This is a genomic window from Acinetobacter sp. ANC 4178 (assembly GCF_004331175.1).
Classification (GTDB): Bacteria; Pseudomonadota; Gammaproteobacteria; order Pseudomonadales; family Moraxellaceae; genus Acinetobacter.
Genome location: NZ_SJOD01000002.1, coordinates 266,128 through 285,719, shown reverse-complemented (window position 1 = coordinate 285,719; position 19,592 = coordinate 266,128). Strand labels below are relative to the sequence as shown.

Annotated in this window: 13 protein-coding genes; 8 read left to right on the top strand and 5 right to left on the bottom strand. The window is 41.1% G+C overall.

Annotation, left to right across the window (positions count from 1 at the left end; genetic code table 11):
- Positions 1-289: 289 nt before the first annotated feature.
- Positions 290-691, bottom strand: coding sequence for a hypothetical protein (locus E0H87_RS05620; RefSeq protein ID WP_016168218.1), 402 nt, complete (start codon positions 689-691; stop codon positions 290-292).
- Between the two features lie 128 nt (positions 692-819).
- The gene (locus tag E0H87_RS05615) at positions 820-2,085 is read right to left on the bottom strand and encodes a glutamate-5-semialdehyde dehydrogenase (RefSeq protein WP_131322942.1); all 1,266 of its coding nucleotides are present in this window, start codon (positions 2,083-2,085) and stop codon (positions 820-822) included.
- Positions 2,086-2,393: 308 nt separating this feature from the next.
- On the opposite strand from E0H87_RS05615, the gene E0H87_RS05610 reads away from it, so the two are divergent.
- The gene (locus E0H87_RS05610) at positions 2,394-3,719 is read left to right on the top strand and encodes an alpha/beta fold hydrolase (RefSeq protein ID WP_131322706.1); all 1,326 of its coding nucleotides are present in this window, start codon (positions 2,394-2,396) and stop codon (positions 3,717-3,719) included.
- A gap of 69 nt (positions 3,720-3,788) precedes the next feature.
- Here the strand turns inward: E0H87_RS05610 and E0H87_RS05605 are convergent, their stop codons facing one another.
- Both E0H87_RS05605 and nagZ read right to left on the bottom strand, forming a co-directional pair.
- Entirely contained in the window at positions 3,789-4,661 is an 873-nt protein-coding gene (locus E0H87_RS05605) for a class I SAM-dependent methyltransferase (protein ID WP_131322705.1), read from the bottom strand.
- Between the two features lie 109 nt (positions 4,662-4,770).
- A complete protein-coding gene (gene nagZ / locus E0H87_RS05600) occupies positions 4,771-5,790 on the bottom strand; it encodes a beta-N-acetylhexosaminidase (protein WP_131322704.1) in 1,020 nt (339 codons plus the stop codon).
- Between the two features lie 225 nt (positions 5,791-6,015).
- Here nagZ and E0H87_RS05595 point away from each other — a divergent pair, with 225 nt between their 5' ends.
- Together E0H87_RS05595 and E0H87_RS05590 are read left to right on the top strand one after the other, a co-directional pair.
- Positions 6,016-8,205, top strand: a complete 2,190-nt coding sequence (locus tag E0H87_RS05595) for a carboxy terminal-processing peptidase (RefSeq protein WP_131322703.1) — start codon at positions 6,016-6,018, stop codon at positions 8,203-8,205.
- Positions 8,206-8,479: 274 nt separating this feature from the next.
- Positions 8,480-10,528 carry an EAL domain-containing protein gene (locus tag E0H87_RS05590; protein ID WP_131322702.1) on the top strand — a complete coding sequence of 683 codons (2,049 nt, stop codon included), beginning with the start codon at positions 8,480-8,482 and terminating at the stop codon, positions 10,526-10,528.
- 96 nt (positions 10,529-10,624) lie between these two features.
- On the opposite strand, the gene E0H87_RS05585 is transcribed toward E0H87_RS05590, so the two are convergent.
- Positions 10,625-12,199 (bottom strand): sensor domain-containing diguanylate cyclase, encoded by a 1,575-nt coding sequence (locus E0H87_RS05585; RefSeq protein ID WP_131322701.1) that lies wholly within the window; start codon positions 12,197-12,199, stop codon positions 10,625-10,627.
- Between the two features lie 322 nt (positions 12,200-12,521).
- Here E0H87_RS05585 and E0H87_RS05580 point away from each other — a divergent pair, with 322 nt between their 5' ends.
- The 5 genes from E0H87_RS05580 (at position 12,522) to E0H87_RS05560 (ending at position 19,591) form a co-directional block, all read left to right on the top strand.
- Positions 12,522-13,784, top strand: coding sequence for a sensor histidine kinase (locus E0H87_RS05580; RefSeq protein WP_131322700.1), 1,263 nt, complete (start codon positions 12,522-12,524; stop codon positions 13,782-13,784).
- 316 nt (positions 13,785-14,100) lie between these two features.
- Positions 14,101-16,842: a bifunctional [glutamate--ammonia ligase]-adenylyl-L-tyrosine phosphorylase/[glutamate--ammonia-ligase] adenylyltransferase gene (gene glnE / locus E0H87_RS05575; RefSeq protein ID WP_131322699.1), complete on the top strand. Its 2,742-nt coding sequence runs from the start codon at positions 14,101-14,103 to the stop codon at positions 16,840-16,842.
- A gap of 34 nt (positions 16,843-16,876) precedes the next feature.
- Positions 16,877-17,803 (top strand): branched-chain amino acid transaminase, encoded by a 927-nt coding sequence (locus tag E0H87_RS05570; RefSeq protein ID WP_131322698.1) that lies wholly within the window; start codon positions 16,877-16,879, stop codon positions 17,801-17,803.
- A gap of 74 nt (positions 17,804-17,877) precedes the next feature.
- Complete coding sequence (locus E0H87_RS05565) at positions 17,878-18,768, top strand: mitochondrial fission ELM1 family protein (RefSeq protein ID WP_131322697.1); 891 nt, start codon at positions 17,878-17,880, stop codon at positions 18,766-18,768.
- 43 nt (positions 18,769-18,811) lie between these two features.
- A complete protein-coding gene (locus E0H87_RS05560) occupies positions 18,812-19,591 on the top strand; it encodes a polysaccharide deacetylase family protein (RefSeq protein ID WP_413773111.1) in 780 nt (259 codons plus the stop codon).
- The last annotated feature ends 1 nt before the right edge of the window (position 19,592 follow it).

Below are 19,592 nucleotides of genomic sequence, written 5' to 3'. Positions count from 1 at the left end.
AATTTTAATTGAAATAAGTCGTCCCTAAAGTGATCTTTATGCAGTACTTTTCAATGCAATCCAGATCAGTAATGATGTTTTATCATGTGTTGATTTTCTGTCCTAGATAGACTTTAGGAGATTAGACTTAAGCACTATCGACCAGTGAAATAATAATAAATAGAATTTATTGGTTGAAGGTTTCCATTTATTCATGAAATAGTACTCAAGTATAAATTTTGCTTCCTATACGTCTTTAACCTAACACGAGAAATGAATTTTGAGCAGGTGCTAAGTGTTGTTTTTATGCTTAGTTTTGATACTTGATTTCTGACCAGCGTACAATCACATAGGCAATTAATGCCACCATAAAAAAGACCAGCATCATCCAAGCCAGACCTTGTAAGGTTTCGATGATCGTTCGGTAAATTTCCAATACCCAACGCTCTTGAGTCAGTTCAATCACAATTTTCTTGTCATTTTCAGTATAAGTCAGCGGCGTGATGTATTTTTCCATATCGTAAATACGAATGCCTGAAGATGTTCCAACCACCATACCGGCAAATTTGGTGTATTTTGCCCAAGCTTCATGAATCGGATCGTGAATAATGCGTGCCAGAATCGCATTAATCGAATTGGAAAAAATTTTCATTACCGTAAAAGAAACCAGTAATGCCAGTAAAAAGGTACAAATGATCAAATAGTAGAACATGCGATTTCCCTTTTATCTTTTTCAATTTTTTTATCATGTTACAAGATTTAGGGCAGGGATAGTGTAGTCGCTGTGTTCAGCTTCATGGCTGAAACTGAACACATAAAAATACTTTAGATAGAGAGGAATTATTGACGAATTTGTCCGTCGCCTAACACAATCCATTTTTGCGAAGTCAAACCTTCTAAGCCGACTGGGCCACGGGCATGAATCTTGTCGGTAGAAATCCCAATTTCAGCACCTAAACCATATTCAAAGCCATCAGCAAAACGAGTTGAGGCATTCACCATCACTGAGCTTGAGTCAACGCGAGCAAGGAATTGACGCGCCAAACTGAAGTTTTCAGTAATAATCGCATCGGTGTGATGTGAACCATATTTGTTAATATGATCAATCGCTTCATCCATTCCTGAGACCACTTTGACTGCCAAAATTGGACCTAAATATTCGGTATACCAATCTTCTTCACTCGCAGGTTTAACCCCAGAGCCTAGAATACGTTGTGTTTCAAGACAACCACGCAGTTCAACATTCTTCTCTGCATACAGCTCTGCGATACGCGGTAAAAATTCTTCGGCAACTTGCTCATCAACCAGTAAAGTTTCCATGGCATTACATACGCCGTAGCGATGGGTTTTGGCATTCAGTGCAATCGGTAGAGCTTTGTGTAAGTCTGCTTGTGCCTCAATAAATACATGGCAGTTACCATCTAAATGTTTAATCACAGGAATACGGGCTTCATTGCTAATCCGTTCAATTAAGCCTTTGCCTCCACGTGGAACGATTACATCCACATATTCCGACATGGTGATCAAGTGACCGACTGCTGCACGATCTGTTGTATTAATCACTTGAACTGAAGTTTCAGGCAAACCTGATGCTTTAAGTCCGTGCTGAATAGCAGCCGCAATGGCTTTATTCGATTCTAATGCTTCAGAACCACCACGTAAAATAATGGCATTACCAGACTTTAAGGCAAGTGAAGCGGCTTCCAAGGTCACGTTCGGACGCGACTCATAAATCATCCCGACCACACCCAGTGGTACGCGCATTTTGCCAATTTGGATACCAGAAGGACGGTAGGCTAAATCTGTGATTTCACCAATAGGATCGACCAGACTGATGACATCTTTAAGACCTTGTAGCATCGCTTTGAAGCGTGTGGGGTTGAGTTCTAAGCGATCAAGCAAGGCACTGTCTAATTGATTGTTACGGCCTTTATCCATGTCGATTTGGTTGGCCGCTAAAATTGTAGACTCATTGTTTTGCAATGCTGTGTAAATTGCTGACAAAGCATTGTTTTTCATTTGGGTAGAAGCGCTAGCTAACACGCGAGAAGCTTGGCGTGCTTGTTGTCCTACCGTTTGCATATATTGTTCAATCGACTCTTGCATGGCGGTTTGATCACTTAGAAATTTCAGTTCCGATATTAACAGCCTGTGTAGTGACAATGAAGTCTCTCCGTGAAAATAGGCAAAACTTTAGCGTGCATTGTGTCTTACATCGCTTTTACCTTAAAAAAAAGATAAGCGGTCATGGAATGAGTTGCGTCTAAAAACAACCTTTGTATATTATGACAAGCGATAATGACATTGACGTCTTACACAAAAATAGAATGAGTTTGTGCTTAAAAATAGGCACATACGTTGCATAAAGTAGTGTCTTGCAAAATAAAAATAAGACAAGGATGGAGGTAAGGAATATGAATTCCATTATCCAATTGGACGCGGAATTACAGTCATCAATAAACCGTCATGGTTTTTTTGATTTATATAATAAGCACAGCTTTAAACAGCCAGCTCGAACCACTTGGATAGATGGGTGGAAAATCGAGTACATGGCGATTGCTGAACCTGAAACACTTCACCGTACCCCGATTGTGATTATTGGTGGCGCATTCCAAAATTTTAACTCTTATAAATATTGTGTAGAACAACTGTTTGCCGCAGGGCCTGTCATTTTAATTGATTTACCTTCTATGGGTGCAAATCAGCAAATTACCAATGTCGATTCAGGGCTTTCGGCAGGGACATTAGAGTTAAGTGATCTTGCAGTCATGTTGGGGCAATGGCTGGATATTGTTGGGCTGAAGCGAGTTTCGGTCATGGGGATGTCTTTAGGTTCAGTATTGGCATCGGGTTTGGCAGATTTACGTCCAGAATTGATTGATCGCATGATTTTGATGGGGGTGATGCAAAAAACACGCAAAAGCTGGCGCATGTTACTCGAAGAATCCTTATTTCTCATGCAAGAACAGCGTATGGAGGAATTCGGGCAGGCGGTCATTTTGTATTTGGTGAATCATGCCAAACTGGATGTGACTCGAATGTCACCAACGGCAAAACGCTTGTTCTTTCGGCAGATGGCCGAATTTACTGCAACCGAGCAAGAACGTTATGAAATTAACTGTAATCGCTTGCTCCGTTTAACTGATGTGCCGATTCCGAGCTGTAAGGTTTTGGTCGCATGCGGTCAATATGACAGTTTCACCTTGCCTTATGAAAATGCCAACTTTGCCTTGCAATGTCCTGATATGGAATTTGCCATGATTGCCAATGCGGATCATGTGCCACAATTACAACGCCGTAAAGAAACCATGCATTTATTCGCAACTTATTTACGTGGTGAATCTATTCAGCAGTTAGATGGCATTCTGAATATGACCCGAGCGCAGCTATTAACCTTGGAGCGCCGCGGTGAAGCGCGAGTTCAGGTGAGTCAACCTTTTACTCAGTTAACTCATCGTCATTCAGATTTAGTACTTGCAACTGAAATTGAAGATATGAATTTCTTTGGTTTAAAACTGAATTTTACCCAAGCTGACAGTCAAATTGCTGCACAATATCCACGTGATTTAGCTTTACATCTGCACGATGAAGAGGGTTCTTTTGCGATTGAATGTTTAATCTTTGAAACAGGAGAAACACATGTTCGTGCTTTATTTAAGCATGGCAGTTTTGACGTGGCAGAACGTCTACTGCGCTATATTCAACGCCAGCAAGCCTTAATGATGTCTGCAAGTGCCTAAAGACCAGCGACAAGAAATTTGCAATGAAGTGTCAATCAAAGGGAGCGATTTAAAGCTCCCTTTATTTTACTACTTTAAAATAGATGATGAGGGGCATGGTTTACTAGAGGCATGCAGCATCCAGACCAAATCGCCAAGATGTTCTTCTGATGTGGTTTGATCTGTTTGTGCTTGAAAATAGAGTTTGGGTTGAATGACAGATGACGTTTGAAAACCTGCATTTTGCAAAAAAATCTGCACTTCACTCGGTTGAGTAAAGTGAAAACTAAAGGCACTGCGAGACATCATTTTTAACAGCTTGCTGCTACTCCAAATGATATGTGCCAATTTGTTTTTGACGGGTTCAGGATAAATATCACTGAGATAATGAATTTCGGGAAAATGCTGCCCATTGTTGTTAATGGCTTGGAATAATTGCGCCAATAAGGTTTTATCAAAATAGTTAATCAGACCTTCGCTAATTACGACCAGTGGAAATTGCGTGTCAAACTTTTGAAAAACCTGAGTAAATTCATCGCTAAAAATATCTGCGCTCAGCACCTGAGGACTATTTGATTCAAGCTGTTGCAAGGCTTGAGTTTTGACGTGTGCCATTTCGGGCAAGTCTAATTCTCGATAGACCAAATGGGGAAACTTGCGACGGAAACTCCAGCCACGCGGTGAAAGCCCACACGCAATTTCTAAGACCTGTAACTTTGGATGCTGGGCAATCAATTGATAGAGATGTTCATCAATCATGCGGTGGCGTTGTTTTAAGGTGCTACGCATACTGCCCCCTACATAACGTTCTGCCCAAGACTCTAAAGGGTGTACCAGTTTTGCTAAAAATTTACCTTTGGCTGTGGCAAAAACGGCATTTGAAATCCCCATTTGATACCAAATATAGCCTGTGTAATGGGCGGTAAAAGAGATGTGGCGATGTTGTGAAAGTCCTTCTGTCATGTCTTCCTGACCTACTTTTTTGTTTTGATTTTAGTACAGCAATCGTTGCTGAAAGTATTCACATCATAAATAAAAAGGAGCACTTTGTGGTGCTCCTTCCGTCGAATAGTTAGTTGGCATTTCTAAAGGCGGTAATGTTGTCTCTTATGCGTTGCCATTCAGCACCCAGCGCGAAGGTTTCACCAATTTCAATATTCGGGATTTTCCCGCGCATACGCTCTAAACGTTGTTGATTTGGTAGAGGCAGTTCAGTCATGCCAGCTAAAGCAATACATTGTGCAGCACGATCATTACATACCAGACCCATATCACAGCCTGCTTTGAGTGCAGCTTGAATACGAGCATCAGCCCCGCCTGCAACACAGGCAGCCTGCATGCTTAAATCATCGGAGAACAGTACGCCATCAAATTTTAATTCTTGACGAAGAATGTTTTGAATCCAGAACTCAGAGAAGCCTGCTGGGTTTGGATCGACCTGATCATAAATCACATGGGCAGGCATCAGGGCATCGAGTTGCGGCATCAATTGGATAAAACTTTGCATATCTTTGGCAAAGATTTCCGCATAAGGACGTGAATCAATTGCCGCTGCGACATGTGAGTCGGCCTTCACTGAGCCATGCCCAGGGAAATGTTTACCTGTTGACGCCATGCCTGCACGTTTCATTCCTTTTAGGAAGGCACTGGCAAGCGGCACAATGTCTTGCATGTTTTTGGCGAAACCACGGTCACCAATCACATCGCTAATGTCATTTAAGTCGAGTACAGGCGCAAAGCTAAAATCAATTCCAACAGCCAACACCTCAGTTGCCATGAGCCAGCCACATTGTTCAGCAAGGTCTAATGCTTGCGCTGCATCTTGTTGGTATAACTCACCAAAGCGACCCATGGCAGGTAGTAGGGTAAAACCTTGTTTTAAACGTTGTACACGTCCGCCTTCCTGATCGACTGCAATTAAAATTTCAGGACGAATTTGACGCATATGATCGGTCAGTGCACGGACTTGTTGTGGGGACTGAATATTTCGTGCAAATAAAATCACACCACCGACTTGCGGAGCTTGCAATAGTTCAATATCTTCTTGAGTAAGTTCTGTGCCAGCGATGTCTAGCATCAATGCGCCAATCATATCGGTGTCCGTGTTTGAATTATTTAAATAAAGAAGCTGAAGGGATCGGCTTCCGCGAAACAATACCCGAATTCTGCAATGATTTGCTACATTTTGTCAGCACAGATTATGATAAAACTACACGACATAAACATATTTAGTTGTTTAAGATGTTGAATCTGCACCATTCATGTTGAATAACGACGCAGTAATTTTGGTCGAAAACCAAGGAAGTACAAATTATTTATGAAACTTCAAACAATAGCTTGTGCAGTTGCCATTGCGACTGGTGGTTTGTTTTTCACACACGCAATCAATCAAGCAATTGCAGCCAACGATACCGCTGTAGTCTCAAAATCTGTCGTGCCAACAAAAGAACAAGCGCTGGTTTCACGACAATTGGCCACCTTAGTTGACCGTCAACATTATTTAAATATGCGTTTGGATGCAGACACTTCGAACCGCATTCTTGATTTTTATCTGGACAGTTTAGATCCAGACCATACCATTTTCCTGAGCACAGAAGTTGAGCAATACAAAAAGCAATATGGCGCAACTTTTGGTGCGGCATTAAAAGCAGGGGATTTAACTGGTCCTTATGCCATTCATGCCCAATATCGTGAGCGTTTGTCACAGTTTTATGAATATATGTTGGCAGAGTTGAAAAAGCCGCAAAACTTGAATCAGCCGAATGTCTATATTGATGTCGATCGTGAAAAAGCGGCTTATTTTAAAAATGCCCAAGAACAACGTACTTATTGGCAAAAGATGCTGGTGTCACAACTCATTAATTTGAACATCAGTAAACAAGAAGAGCAAGCCAAGCAAAAAGTTTTAAAAGATAATCCTGAACTTGCCAATGGGCAGGATTTGACCAGTCCAGAAGATTTAACCCCTGTTCAGACGCTGACCAAACGTTATACGCGTCAATTGGAGCGAATTAGCCGAACCAAAAGTGATGATGTTCTAGATAAAACCTTAAATGCGATGATGCTGACCTACGATCCGCACAGCAACTATTTCCCACCTGTCGATGCGATGGAATTAAACCGTCAAACGACCTTGCAGTTGGAAGGGATTGGGGTGTCGATTCGTCCAGAACGTGGCAATGAAGACTACACCAAGATTGAAACCATCGTAGATGGTGGCCCTGCAAGCAAAACAGGGCAAGTCAAGTCGGGTGACCGCATTATTGGTGTGGCACAAGACGGCGAAAAAATGATTGATGTTGTGGGTTGGCCAAGCAATGAAATTGTCGGGTTGATTCGTGGTAAACGAGGTACCAAAGTAACGGTACGCTTGTTGGCAACAGGTGCTTCAATGAGCCAAGCACGGAATGTGACAATTGTCCGTGATGTGATTCAGGAAGAAGATGCTGGGGTGCGTTCACGTGTGGTCGAAGTGAAACGTGATGGCAAAGTGCATCGGATGGGAGTGATTGAAATTCCATCGTTCTACTTGAATTATCGCGCGCGTCGTGCGGGCAATGAATATCGTTCAGTGTCTGAAGATACCAACAACGCCTTAAAAGATCTGCAAACGAAAAATGTAGAAGGCATCATTATTGATTTGCGTAATAACCCAGGTGGCTCTTTAGAAGAAGTTGCACGTATGCTTGGGCAGGTGATTAAGTCGGGTCCAGTGGTACAGATTCGCGATGGCAATGGCAATGTGAGCGTGTTTGAAGATGATGACGGTGGTGCGCAAACCTATGCGGGGCCATTGGCAATCTTGGTCAATTTAGCTTCAGCTTCGGCCAGTGAAATTTACTCTGCTGCGATTCAAGATTATGAGCGTGGCATTGTGATTGGGAGTACCACCACAGGTAAGGGGACTGCACAAGTTCAACTAGACAGTTTGGCATATGGACAGGCGACCTTAACGCAGCGTAAGTTCTATCGAGTGACTGGGGGAAGTACGCAAAATAAAGGTGTCATTCCAGATGTGACTTTGGTGGATATTTATAACGAAGAGTTTGGTGAGCGTAAAGCGAAGAATGCCTTGAAATGGGATACCATTCCGACCGCACCATTTAAACGCGAAGGTTCAGTAAAACCTTATGTACAGCAACTGGATCAAGCTTCTGAACAGCGTGTAAGTGTTGAGCCGCAGTTCAAATATTTGGAACAGCGCAAAGCGATTGCCAAAAAATCGGATGAGCAAAAACGTATTGTTCTCGATATTGATCAGCGTAAAGCGGAATTGACTGCACTAGAACAAGCAACTTTACAGGCCGAAAACCAACGTCGTCAGGCGACAGGTCAAAAGCCATATGCAAATTGGGAGAGCTATCAAGCATCTCTAGATGCTTTGGCGGAGTCCCGTGCCAAAATGAAAGCAACACAACGTCCCGCATTACCTGAAGAGGAAGCATTTGTGACCGAAGCAGCGAATGTATTGCTCGATTATGCGAAAATACAGAAAGTGAAGTCCTAACTCCTTCACTGCATCGACCTGATTTAAAGCCAGCCCAATCGGGCTGGCTTTATGGTATTTTGAGTATTAAAAAAGGCATAAAAAATAAATGGATAACGGTCAACTAAGGCACTTTTTTTTAAAAATAATCAAGAATAAACACTTGACCAAAACGATAGAGTATTAGATTCTAAACAAGATTATAAAATTTGAAAAAAACTTAACGTTTTTATCACTTGAGAGCTCGACTTTGAATGTATTGATAAAAAAAAGATGACCTAAACGGAAGCTTTATATGGTTCATATACATTATGATTTAAGCCTAGTTATAGGTTCTATTTTATTTGCTTTGTTGGCATGTTTAATGGTCGTGTCACTCGAACAATTATTATTCCGTGGGCCACAGCAGAAGCTTCACAACGTAATTTTGGTGACCAGTGGATTGGTGCTTGGGGTTGCCATTTGGTGTATGCATTTTATTGCTATTTTTGCCTGCCATTTTCCAGAATCATTTACTGTCGATTTTTGGCTGACTTTAACCTCTTATTTAATTGCATTTATTGCTTCTACGTTTGCCATATGGCTGATTACCGGTCCAACCTTATCATTTGCACGTCTCATTATGGGGGCAGTATTGATGGGGTTGGGTATCTCTGGTATGCACTATACTGGGATGTTGGCATTAGAATTGCCGTCTTATCATATTCAATACGATGCCATGTTGGTGGTGTTCTCGATTATTTTTGCAATTTGCGGTTCAGGCTTAACCTTATGGTTAACATTTAAATATAAAGCTGCAATCAAATATAAATTTTGGTTAAAACTAGGTATCGCGTTAATGATGTCGACCACCATTGTCGGTATGCATTTTAGTGGTATGGCCGCAACCAAGTTTGTGAAATATGCGACAGATCTGATCACCTTAAACCAATCGGGTTATAGTCTAATTTTATTCACTGTATTATTGGTGACATCCCTGATTTTTATTGCTGCTTTTTTTGTCGCGGTGTTAGAGCAACGTTTAGAAGAGCGCAACATACAATTATATACTGCAAACCAAGAGCTGGCGAAACAAGCGGTTCGGGACAATCTAACAAAATTGCCGAATCGTTTGTATTTAGCGGAATATGCCCACTTTCTATTTACCAATCACCGTTACAATGACCAAAAAATTGCTTTTCTTTTTATTGATTTAGATCGATTTAAGGGGGTAAATGATGTCTTTGGTCATCATGTTGGTGACCAATTGTTGGTACAGCTATCAAGCCGTATTCATGCACAATTGAATGAACATCAAAAATTGCTCCGTATTGGTGGAGATGAATTTTTGATGGTGATTGAAGATGCAAGCTTAGAACAAGCTGAGCAGATGGCAAATATTGCACTTGAACAAATTCAAAATAGCTTTTTGATTGCAGGGAAGGAAATTAATATCTCGGCAAGTGTCGGTATTGCGATGTTCCCTGAACATGGCAATAATCTGCAAGATTTATTAATCAACGCAGATGCGGCAATGCTTTCCTCGAAATATCAGGGTCGCAATACCTATTCAGTGTTTAACTATACGGTAGATCAGCAGGAAACAAAAAGTTTAACTAAATTAATCAATGATTTATATAAGGCTGTGGAAGAACAGCAATTTATCTTGTTTTACCAACCTAAATTTACTACCCACGATCATCAAATTTGTGGTGTGGAAGCATTAATTCGTTGGCAGCATCCAACTTTGGGGCTATTAACCCCCAATATGTTTATTCGAGGCGCTGAAAAGACGGGACTTATTATTGAACTGGGCTATTGGGTGATTGAACAAGCCTGCCGTCAGATTCAAATTTGGGAAAAAAATAACGCACCGTTTTTTCCTGTTGCGGTAAACCTTTCTGCAGTGCAATTTGAGCACAAGCATTTATTTACCAACCTAGAGCAGTTATTTGAAAAATATCAAATTGATCCAAGCCATTTGATGATTGAAATTACAGAAACGACTGCGATGCATCATATTGAATCCAGTATTTTGAGTTTTGAGCGTTTGCGTCAAATGGGCATCAAATTAGCAATTGATGATTTTGGTACAGGGCATTCGAGTTTTCTGTATTTAAAAAATCTTCCAGTGGACGAGCTGAAAATCGATCGTGAGTTTATTTATGATTTAGAAGTTGATTCTAAAGAAGAAATGATTCTAGAAAGTATTATTCAATTGGCGATTAAACTTGGTTTGGTGGTGACTGCTGAAGGGGTGGAATGTGCTTCACAAGCCGAAATTTTATCGCGTTTAGGCTGTCAGCAGTTACAAGGTTATTTACTTGCGATGCCAATGGCAGTCGACCAACTCGAACGCTTTTAATCATCAAGTTCAAGGCGGTTGAAGGCGTTAGTCTGATGTGGATTGCTCAAGCGGAGATTGATTGGGCGCGATTAAATTCTAAAGCACCTGTTTAAGTTACATACAGATGCGATTGCGTCCATCCGCTTTGGCTTGATAGAGGTTTTCATCAGCCAGTTTCATTACCGCCTTGATATGTGCGGAAGAATCGGGCCAATGTGCTAGACCAATCGAAATGGTGATCGGGCCAATCCCTTCAATTAAAGTCGATTCTAATTTTAGTCTTAGGCGTTCTGCCAATTTATAACCAATATCCAAATCGGTACTTGGTGTTAGAACAATAAATTCCTCACCGCCAAAACGGCAACATACATCATTATCACGGAAGTTAGCCTGAATCAGTTCAGCCACTTTTTGTAAAACCAAATCGCCTTTGTCATGTCCGTAAGTGTCATTCACTTGCTTAAAGTGATCAATATCAATGGCGATCACACAAAATTGGGTTTTGGCATTGATCAATTCTTGCGTAAATACATCCATACCACGACGGTTATAAAAGCCTGTCAGTGGGTCGGTATTAACATGGTAATTTAGCTCATTAATCCGTTTTTTAAAGTTTTGGGCACTCAGCAGTAAAGAGAGGCGAAATTTTAAAACTTCAAAATACCAAGGTTCAATGCTTTTAATTTTTTGATCGATATCTGGGGTATTCAATACACTCGCCATTTTGGCAAGCTGTTCGAGTGGATTGGAAATGAGATAGGCAATCCGCCAAACAATAAAGAAAATAACCAAATAAAAGATCGACATACCGAATAAAATTTTATAAACAATACTGGTGGCTTGTTCTAATAATACTGCGGTGGGTTGTTGAGAAACGATGATCCATTTGGTAGATGGTACATAGGCAAATCCAGCAAGGTTTTCATGTCCTTGGCTATTCACCAATTGCATTTTTCCATACTTAGTGGCCTGAATGTGGGCGAGCCCCGAGTTATGCGTTACGGTTTCACCAATTCGTTTCGGATCAGGGTGGAAAATAATACGATTATATTGATCAAGCACATACATATAACTGTTTTGATAATTATATTTGATACTGAGCAATTCGCGGATTAGATTATTCTTCTTTAAATACAGCGCCCCACCAATGAAACCGAGATATTGGTGGTTTTGGTCAAAAATGGGTTGTGAGATAAAGACAATTAAATTATGTCGAATTGAATAATAAGGCGGTGTAATAACAGGGGCTTTTTTTTCTAAGGACAGTTGAATGCCATAGGTTTTATTGACTAACTTTTTATCAAATGCCAAATGCTCTGGTGCATAACTGACAAACCGTCCTTCTTTATTAATCACCACGACGCTATCAAAAAAATCGGATTGATAGCGTAGGCGATTGACTTCATTTTGCAGTGCGCTCGAATCATCAAAAGAATGACCCAAAATTTCTGCACTATATGCCAGTTGCTTGACTAAACTTTTAAATTGTAAATCGGTTCCTTGGGCAATTTTTGAAGCATAATCAAAATTAACAGACAATGAATTTTCAATGAGTTGTTGGCGCTGAATGTAATAGCTGACGGCCAGTGAAATTACAAATAGGCTAAACACACTGAACATCGCAAGAAAAAGAATTAACTTTCTCAAATCTAGATTGAGTTTTGAAAGTAGCCTTTGCAAAATGGTCATCACAATATGGGTCAGGTGCTGTTGAAAATGGCGTGTGTGCTATATGCTGTCGAGTGACGATATTGGATTGAAAGTCAGTCTGAATGAAACTTGTTTTACATTGGACAATGTATAGAGAAACGAGATAAAAATCTAGTTTTGATGAAATTTATCTATGTGTTTAACACATGCATTACTGGTCAAGTCACCGATTAAGTATTATATTGTTTTTGTAAATATATTTTAATTTTTTGTATCATAATTCAAAAATTCATTCTTAATTAAAGATTTAACTGAATCTGCACAATCTACTGTCGCAATGTTTGATTTTCTCGAGGCAATTATGAACATACAACTCTTAGAGATTGGCTCAGAAACCGAGCAGTTAAGTGCATGTAGACTGTCATTGCTGTTAGGGATTACGTCATCACAGAATCAAATTTCGAGTTTTCTCAAATTGGCGCGGCAACTGCTTGCTGTGGATTATGCAGTTTTACAATTTCATACTGAGCCTTATGCATGGGTATCAATGCAGTCGGGTTTAAAAGCCTATGCCAGTGCGTCATTGTTTCCCAGTTTGGTTAGACAAGCGTATATTGATGCACGACATCCTGATTATGAAAATTTTGTAACAACAATTTCGACTTTAGGCTTGGTTTCGCAGCCTCGTGTAGTGGTTTTGAATTTACAAAATAGCCAAGGTAATTCGGTTGGTCACGTGGCTTTATTTGACCATCAAGCACAAGCATTTACACAAGATCAAATTCAAATGCTGCAAGAGTTATTTGCCAGTTTAATGAAGCATATTGAACTTAAAATCGATTATGCAGAACTGAAAGAAATGTATGAGCAGCAGTCTGCATTAAATTTTAGTAAAACCAAATTCTTCCAAATTATTGCACATGATTTACGTGCCCCATTTCATGGCTTGCTCGGTTTTTCAGAGGTGTTAGCTCAAGAGCGTGGCAGTTTGGATGAAGACAGTATTCAAAATATTGCCGACTATTTGCATGACACGACGCAATCAACATATAGCTTATTAGAAAGTTTACTCAATTGGGCTATGGCAGAAGGTGGACGTTTTGTTTTCCATCCGATTAATTTCCAGTTGAAACAAGCTTCCAAAATTGTTTTTGATGTGTTGAATGGCTTAGCGATTAAAAAGAAAATCCAATTGATTGATGCCGTACCTGAAGAGATCAAAGTTTTTGCCGATATTAATATGGTTACTTCGGTGATTCAGAATTTGGTTTCCAATGCGTTGAAGTTTACCCATATGGATGGTTCTGGCGTAGTCAAAATTTCTGCTGAAGTCACAAGCAAAGGGGTCGAGATTGCCATTCAAGATACGGGCTTGGGCATGACCGCACAACAAATCGAACAGTTATTCCAACCACGGTTAACGGTCAGTTTTAAAGGCACGGATGGCGAAAAGGGCATGGGGCTTGGTTTAGTGCTGTGTAAACGTTTTGTAGAAATTAATCAGGGTAAAATTCAGGTGCAATCTAAAGAAGGAGAAGGCACCTTGTTTAAGGTGACGTTACCGCAAGCGGAATCTTATTTAGCCTTGAGTCAAAGCCAAAAGAAAAAAGAAGTTTCGCCTTAACGATACACCTTTTCCAGATGATTCACATGGTTCAAAAAAATCATTCAAAACTACACGCATTCGGTAGTATCCCAGCATTTGATTGAGTACACTCGAGCTGAAGTCGAATTCAGACTTATGCCCAATATCAGCTCAGATTATTTCGAAATATGCTTGTTGTTTAACCAGAATTTTGCTGATTCAAAGCGCCAGTGATGCTCGAATCAGGATTAAAACAGCAGGATGAGCCCAGATATGAAAATTAAGATGTCATGAAGCTTGATGGTTTAAAAAAAAGTTGAATCAGGCATGTGCCAAAGAAGGAGAGTAGCTCTTGATGAACGCTGAACAATTGCAAAAAACGTTGTGTGCGAGCCAGTATGCAGAACAGGTTTTGGCAATCCATACAACCTTACTAGAACAAGATTATGGCGTTGATCAGTTTCAAACTTCATTAACCACCCCCCAAATTTTTACGCAAGTTCAACAGGCATTACACAGTGTGGAAGATGAAACGACATGGCTACGCTTAAGTCGCATTTTGCGGGCACGTTTGATGTTTCGTTGGATTTGGCAAGATGCAAACCAATTGACCAATGTTGTGACCTTAACACGTGAACTTTCTGATTTTGCGGATGCGATGGTTTGCGCAGCGAAAGATTTTGCGCGTAAACCTCTGGTTGCCAAGCATGGTGAGCCAATAGGCTATAGCGGTAAAGTTCAGGACCTGATCGTGATTGCCATGGGGAAACATGGTGCACAAGAGTTAAACCTATCCAGTGACATTGATCTGATTTTTGCTTTTGATGAGCAAGGCGAAACCAATGGGCGTAAATGCATTGATGTTCAGCAGTTTTGTATTCTTTGGGGGCAAAAGCTAATTTATTTACTGGATCACATGACTGCCGATGGTTTTGTGTTTCGAGTGGATATGCGTCTGCGTCCGTGGGGAGATGGATCTGCGCTCGCCATCAGCCATGTGGCTTTGGAAAAATATTTGAGTCAGCATGGACGCGAATGGGAGCGTTATGCTTGGATCAAAGCGCGTATTGTGACGGGCGGCAAGGAAGGTGATGAGCTACTTGCCATGACGCGTCCATTTGTATTCCGACGCTACGTTGATTACACCGCATTTGAAGCTATGCGTGAAATGAAAGCCATGATCGAACGAGAAGTGGCGCGTCGTAATATTGAAGATGACATTAAATTGGGTGCAGGCGGAATTCGTGAAGTCGAATTTATCGTACAGGTATTCCAATTAATTTATGGCGGTTCAAAGCTTGAGTTGCAAGATCGTCAATGTTTGGTGAGTCTGCATCATTTGGGTGAGGTGGGATTACTTGATCCACAAGTTGTGGTTGAACTGGAAGATGCTTATTTATTTTTACGTCGAGTTGAACATGCCATTCAGGCATTAAATGATCAACAGACGCAATCTTTACCGAATGAGCCTGAACTGCGCCAACGTATGGTAGATACACTGGGTTATACCGACTGGCAAGCATTTCTGGATGTACTCAATCAAAAACGTGCCAAAGTCATTTATCAATTCGAGCATTTGATTAAAGAAAAAGAACCCGACCCATTGGTCGAGAGTTTTGGTCAGCTTGAACAACGTCTACAAGCCGTATTGGATGATGATGCCAAAAAATTGGTGCATGAATTTTGGTATGGCAATGCTTTGAAAAAGTTGCCTGCAAAAGCCGTTCAACGTTTGAAAATGTTCTGGCCACATTTGATTGAAGCGATTTTGGAGTCGGATAAGCCCCAGACCGCCTTATTGCGTTTAATGCCTTTGGTCGAATCGGTGATGCGTCGTACGGTATATCTGGTGATGTTGATCGAAAGCAAAGGGGCACTACAGCGGTTAGTCAAAATGGCGACGGTCAGCCCATGGATTTGTGAAGAATTGACGCATTATCCAGTGTTGTTAGATGAATTTTTATCGATGGATTTTGAGTTGCCACGCCGTCAGGATTTACAGGATTCTTTACGCCAGCAATTGCTACGCATTGAACTGGATGAAGTGGAAGATCTGATGCGGGTGCTCCGTCTATTTAAAAAATCCAATGTTTTGGCAGTTGCCGCGAGTGATGTTTTGGCAGAAAGCCCACTCATGAAAGTGTCCGATGCCTTAACCGATATTGCAGAAGTTTCAGTCAATGCAACGTTGAATCTGGCATATCAGATGGTTGCAAAACGACATGGTTTTCCTGTGGATATTGAGGGGCAGCGCTGTGCGATTGACCACATGGCTTTTGCCGTTGTGGGCTATGGTAAGCTTGGCGGCATTGAGTTGGGCTATGGTTCAGATTTGGATCTGGTGTTTATTCATTATATGGATGAGCAGGCAGATACTGACGGACCAAAATCCATCAGTGGTTTTGAATTTGCCATGCGTGTGGCGCAAAAGTTTATCTCATTAATGACCACACAGACTTTAGATGGTCGTGTTTATGAAATTGATACACGTTTGCGTCCTTCGGGGGAAGCAGGTGTACTTGTTACTAGTTTGAAAGCCTTTGAACAATACCAGCTTAAAAATGCATGGTTATGGGAGCATCAGGCATTGGTGCGTGCACGTTCGATTGCGGGTGAGGAAACATTGCGAGAGAAGTTCGAGCAACTGCGCTGTCGCATCTTAACGCTACCAAGAGATGAGGCCAATGTTCGTGAAGAAGTCCTCAAAATGCGCCAAAAAATGAAAGACCATTTAGGTTCTTCTAAAGAACAACAAAAAGATGGAATTTTTCATTTAAAACAGGATGCAGGAGGTATCGTTGATATTGAATTTATGGCACAGTATGCTGTGTTAGCCTGGAGTGGGTCGAATCCCGATCTCGCCCACTACTCCGACAATGTACGAATCCTTGAAGACGCTGCAAAAGCAGGTTGCTTATCCAGTAACGATGCAACAGCATTGATTCAAGCTTATCTCAGTGAACGAGCCGAGAGCCACCGTTTAGCACTTGCGAATCAATCCATGCAAGTCAATGCTGCGGATTGGCACAATACCCGCGTGATCGTTTGCAAGTTATGGCAAAGACTAATAGATCCAACTGCTGCGGCTGTTGGATAAAAATGACTGTATATAAAAATTTGGAGTGTGTGCCATGAATTTGGCTGATCGTGATGGTTTTATTTGGCAAGATGGACAATTGGTTGACTGGCGTGAAGCGAAAGTTCACGTTTTAACGCATACTTTGCATTACAGTATGGGTGTCTTTGAAGGTGTACGTGCTTATGAAACACCAAAAGGTACAGCGATTTTCCGTTTAAAAGACCACACTAAGCGTTTGCTTAATTCTGCAAAAATTTATCAAATGAAAGTCCCATTTGATCAAGCGACGCTAGAACAAGCTCAAATTGATGTGGTTCGTGAAAATAAATTAGCCTCTTGCTATTTACGTCCTTTAATCTGGATTGGTTCTGAAAAGCTCGGTATTGCTGCAACAAACAACACCATTCATGCTGCAGTAGCAGCTTGGGGGTGGGGTGCATATTTGGGTGAAGAAGCGATGGCGAAAGGGATTCGTGTAAAAACTTCTTCTTTCACGCATCACCATCCAAACGTGACCATGTGTAAAGCAAAAGCTTCGGGCAACTATACTTTGTCTATTTTGGCTCATCAAGAAGTTGCACATTCAGGTTACGATGAAGCAATGTTAATGGATCCACAAGGCTATGTATGCCAAGGTTCTGGCGAAAACGTATTCCTTGTGAAAGATGGTGTGTTACATACCCCAGATATTTCAGGTGGCGCGCTGGACGGTATTACCCGTCAAACGGTGATTACTATTGCTAAAGACTTGGGTTACGAAGTTGTAGAACGCCGTATCACCCGTGACGAATTCTATATTGCGGATGAAGCATTCTTTACTGGAACTGCTGCCGAAGTTACGCCAATTCGTGAATACGATGATCGTCAAATCGGTTGTGGTGCACGTGGTCCGATTACGACTGAAATTCAAAAGACTTATTTTGATGCAGTTCAAGGTCGTAACGACAAATATGCACACTGGTTGACTTACGTAAACTAAGTTGATCGGTTAAGATCAAAAGGCGAGACTTCGGTTTCGCCTTTTTTATTGAAATTTTATCATGGTTTAAGTTTATGCATATTGTCTATGTCAGTGATGGAAAAGCAGGACATCGTTCACAAGCACTTGGTCTGTTTAAAGCCATGCAAAGACAATCTGTAGAAAGCATGAGTTTTGAAGAAATTTCGATAGAAGATTTAGCTTTATTTCCACTTTTGCTTGGATTATTCCGTAAATCAACTCCACAGTTGAAAACCTCGCCAGATTTAATTATTGGCGTTGGTAGTCATACCCAATTACGCGTGTTATTGCTTGGAAAAATTTATCGCCAAGCGAAAACCGTGATTTTAATGAAACCAAATTTTCCATTTTCATGGTTTGATTATAGTGTGATTCCTGCACATGATGATGTTCAAGCATCTGATCATGTGATTGTGACCCAAGGCGCACTGAATCCAATCGTGAATGAGCAACGTCATCAATCTGGACGGATTTTAATTGCATTGGGTGGTTCTTCTAAACGCCATCGATGGAATGATGAAAAAGTATTTGCATCTATTCAAACGATTGTTGAGCAACACTCGAAGAATGAAATCATTATTACCACTTCGCGTCGAACACCTGAGCCGTTTGTTGAACGTTTGAAGAGATATCCTTTTTTACCTCATGTGCACTTTTTTCCTGTAGAACAGACGCCACAAGGTTGGATCTTTGAAGAAATGCAACAGGCAGAAGCAGTTTGGGTCACGGAAGATAGTGTTTCGATGATTTATGAGGCATTGACCGCGGGTTGTAGAGTTGGTGTGATTGCCATGGATCGGATGAAAAAAGACCGAATTACCACATCGGTAGATGGATTATTGGAGAAAGGAATTATCTCGGAATCGCTCTTGTTAGCTCAGTTGCCCGAACCAAATGCTTTTAAAGAAGCAGAGCGTGTGGCAACATATCTTTTAGCTCAATAAGCAGAAGTTGCCTGTGATTTACTTATTTCTTGTTCTGTTCGTGATGGTGGTACTGTTTAGTTACAAGTTTGCGTGGTGGAAACCTGCGGTAGATTGGAAACGACCACGTGTGTTGATGTATCACATGGTGCGAGAGCATATTGATGGGGCAAAATTTAATAAGCTCAGAGTTACACCCGAACAATTTGAGCAGCAAGTTGCATGGATGAGCACGCAAGGTTTTCATTTTGTCACCATGCAAGAATTACAACAGAATTGGGGGAAACACCCTGAAAAAACTGTCGCAATTACTTTTGATGATGGTTATTTGGATAACTTGGAAAATGCATATCCAATTTTAGAAAAATATCAAGCCAAAGCCACCATTTATGTGGTGGTCGATCGTCATGATCGAGACTGGTCGACTTATAAAAAGGCACATCATAATAGCGGTGAACTTGCTCGTGAACCGAAACTCAATGATGAGCAAGTGAAGTTTTTGGCCCAGAGTGGATGGGTTGAAATTGGATCACACACCATGACTCACGCCAATCTTGCTAAACTGGGTGATGCTGAATGTCTTTTAGAATTAACAGAGTCTAAACAGCAGCTTGAACAATTAACTCAACAGCCAGTGACCAGTTTTGCCTATCCTTTTGGGATTTATTCTGCCCGTGATGTGGGATTGGCCAAACAGGCTGGTTATCACAATGCGGTAACGACGATTGAAGGGATCGATGGTGAGCAACCTGATTTTATGCAGTTGCAACGTATTAAAATTAGTGGGAAAGATTCACTCTTTGCCGTGAAGTTAAGATTAAAATTAGGCAAGCGTGAGGGCTAAG

Excerpts from the sequence above, each read along its gene's own strand:
- E0H87_RS05620 (WP_016168218.1), bottom strand. The coding sequence starts at position 691 with ATGTTCTACTATTTGATCATTTGTACCTTTTTACTGGCATTACTGGTT.
- E0H87_RS05615 (WP_131322942.1), bottom strand. The coding sequence starts at position 2,085 with ATGCAAGAGTCGATTGAACAATATATGCAAACGGTAGGACAACAAGCA.
- E0H87_RS05610 (WP_131322706.1), top strand. The coding sequence starts at position 2,394 with ATGAATTCCATTATCCAATTGGACGCGGAATTACAGTCATCAATAAAC.
- E0H87_RS05605 (WP_131322705.1), bottom strand. The coding sequence starts at position 4,661 with ATGACAGAAGGACTTTCACAACATCGCCACATCTCTTTTACCGCCCAT.
- nagZ (WP_131322704.1), bottom strand. The coding sequence starts at position 5,790 with ATGATTGGCGCATTGATGCTAGACATCGCTGGCACAGAACTTACTCAA.
- E0H87_RS05595 (WP_131322703.1), top strand. The coding sequence starts at position 6,016 with ATGAAACTTCAAACAATAGCTTGTGCAGTTGCCATTGCGACTGGTGGT.
- E0H87_RS05590 (WP_131322702.1), top strand. The coding sequence starts at position 8,480 with ATGGTTCATATACATTATGATTTAAGCCTAGTTATAGGTTCTATTTTA.
- E0H87_RS05585 (WP_131322701.1), bottom strand. The coding sequence starts at position 12,199 with ATGACCATTTTGCAAAGGCTACTTTCAAAACTCAATCTAGATTTGAGA.
- E0H87_RS05580 (WP_131322700.1), top strand. The coding sequence starts at position 12,522 with ATGAACATACAACTCTTAGAGATTGGCTCAGAAACCGAGCAGTTAAGT.
- glnE (WP_131322699.1), top strand. The coding sequence starts at position 14,101 with ATGAACGCTGAACAATTGCAAAAAACGTTGTGTGCGAGCCAGTATGCA.
- E0H87_RS05570 (WP_131322698.1), top strand. The coding sequence starts at position 16,877 with ATGAATTTGGCTGATCGTGATGGTTTTATTTGGCAAGATGGACAATTG.
- E0H87_RS05565 (WP_131322697.1), top strand. The coding sequence starts at position 17,878 with ATGCATATTGTCTATGTCAGTGATGGAAAAGCAGGACATCGTTCACAA.
- E0H87_RS05560 (WP_413773111.1), top strand. The coding sequence starts at position 18,812 with ATGGTGGTACTGTTTAGTTACAAGTTTGCGTGGTGGAAACCTGCGGTA.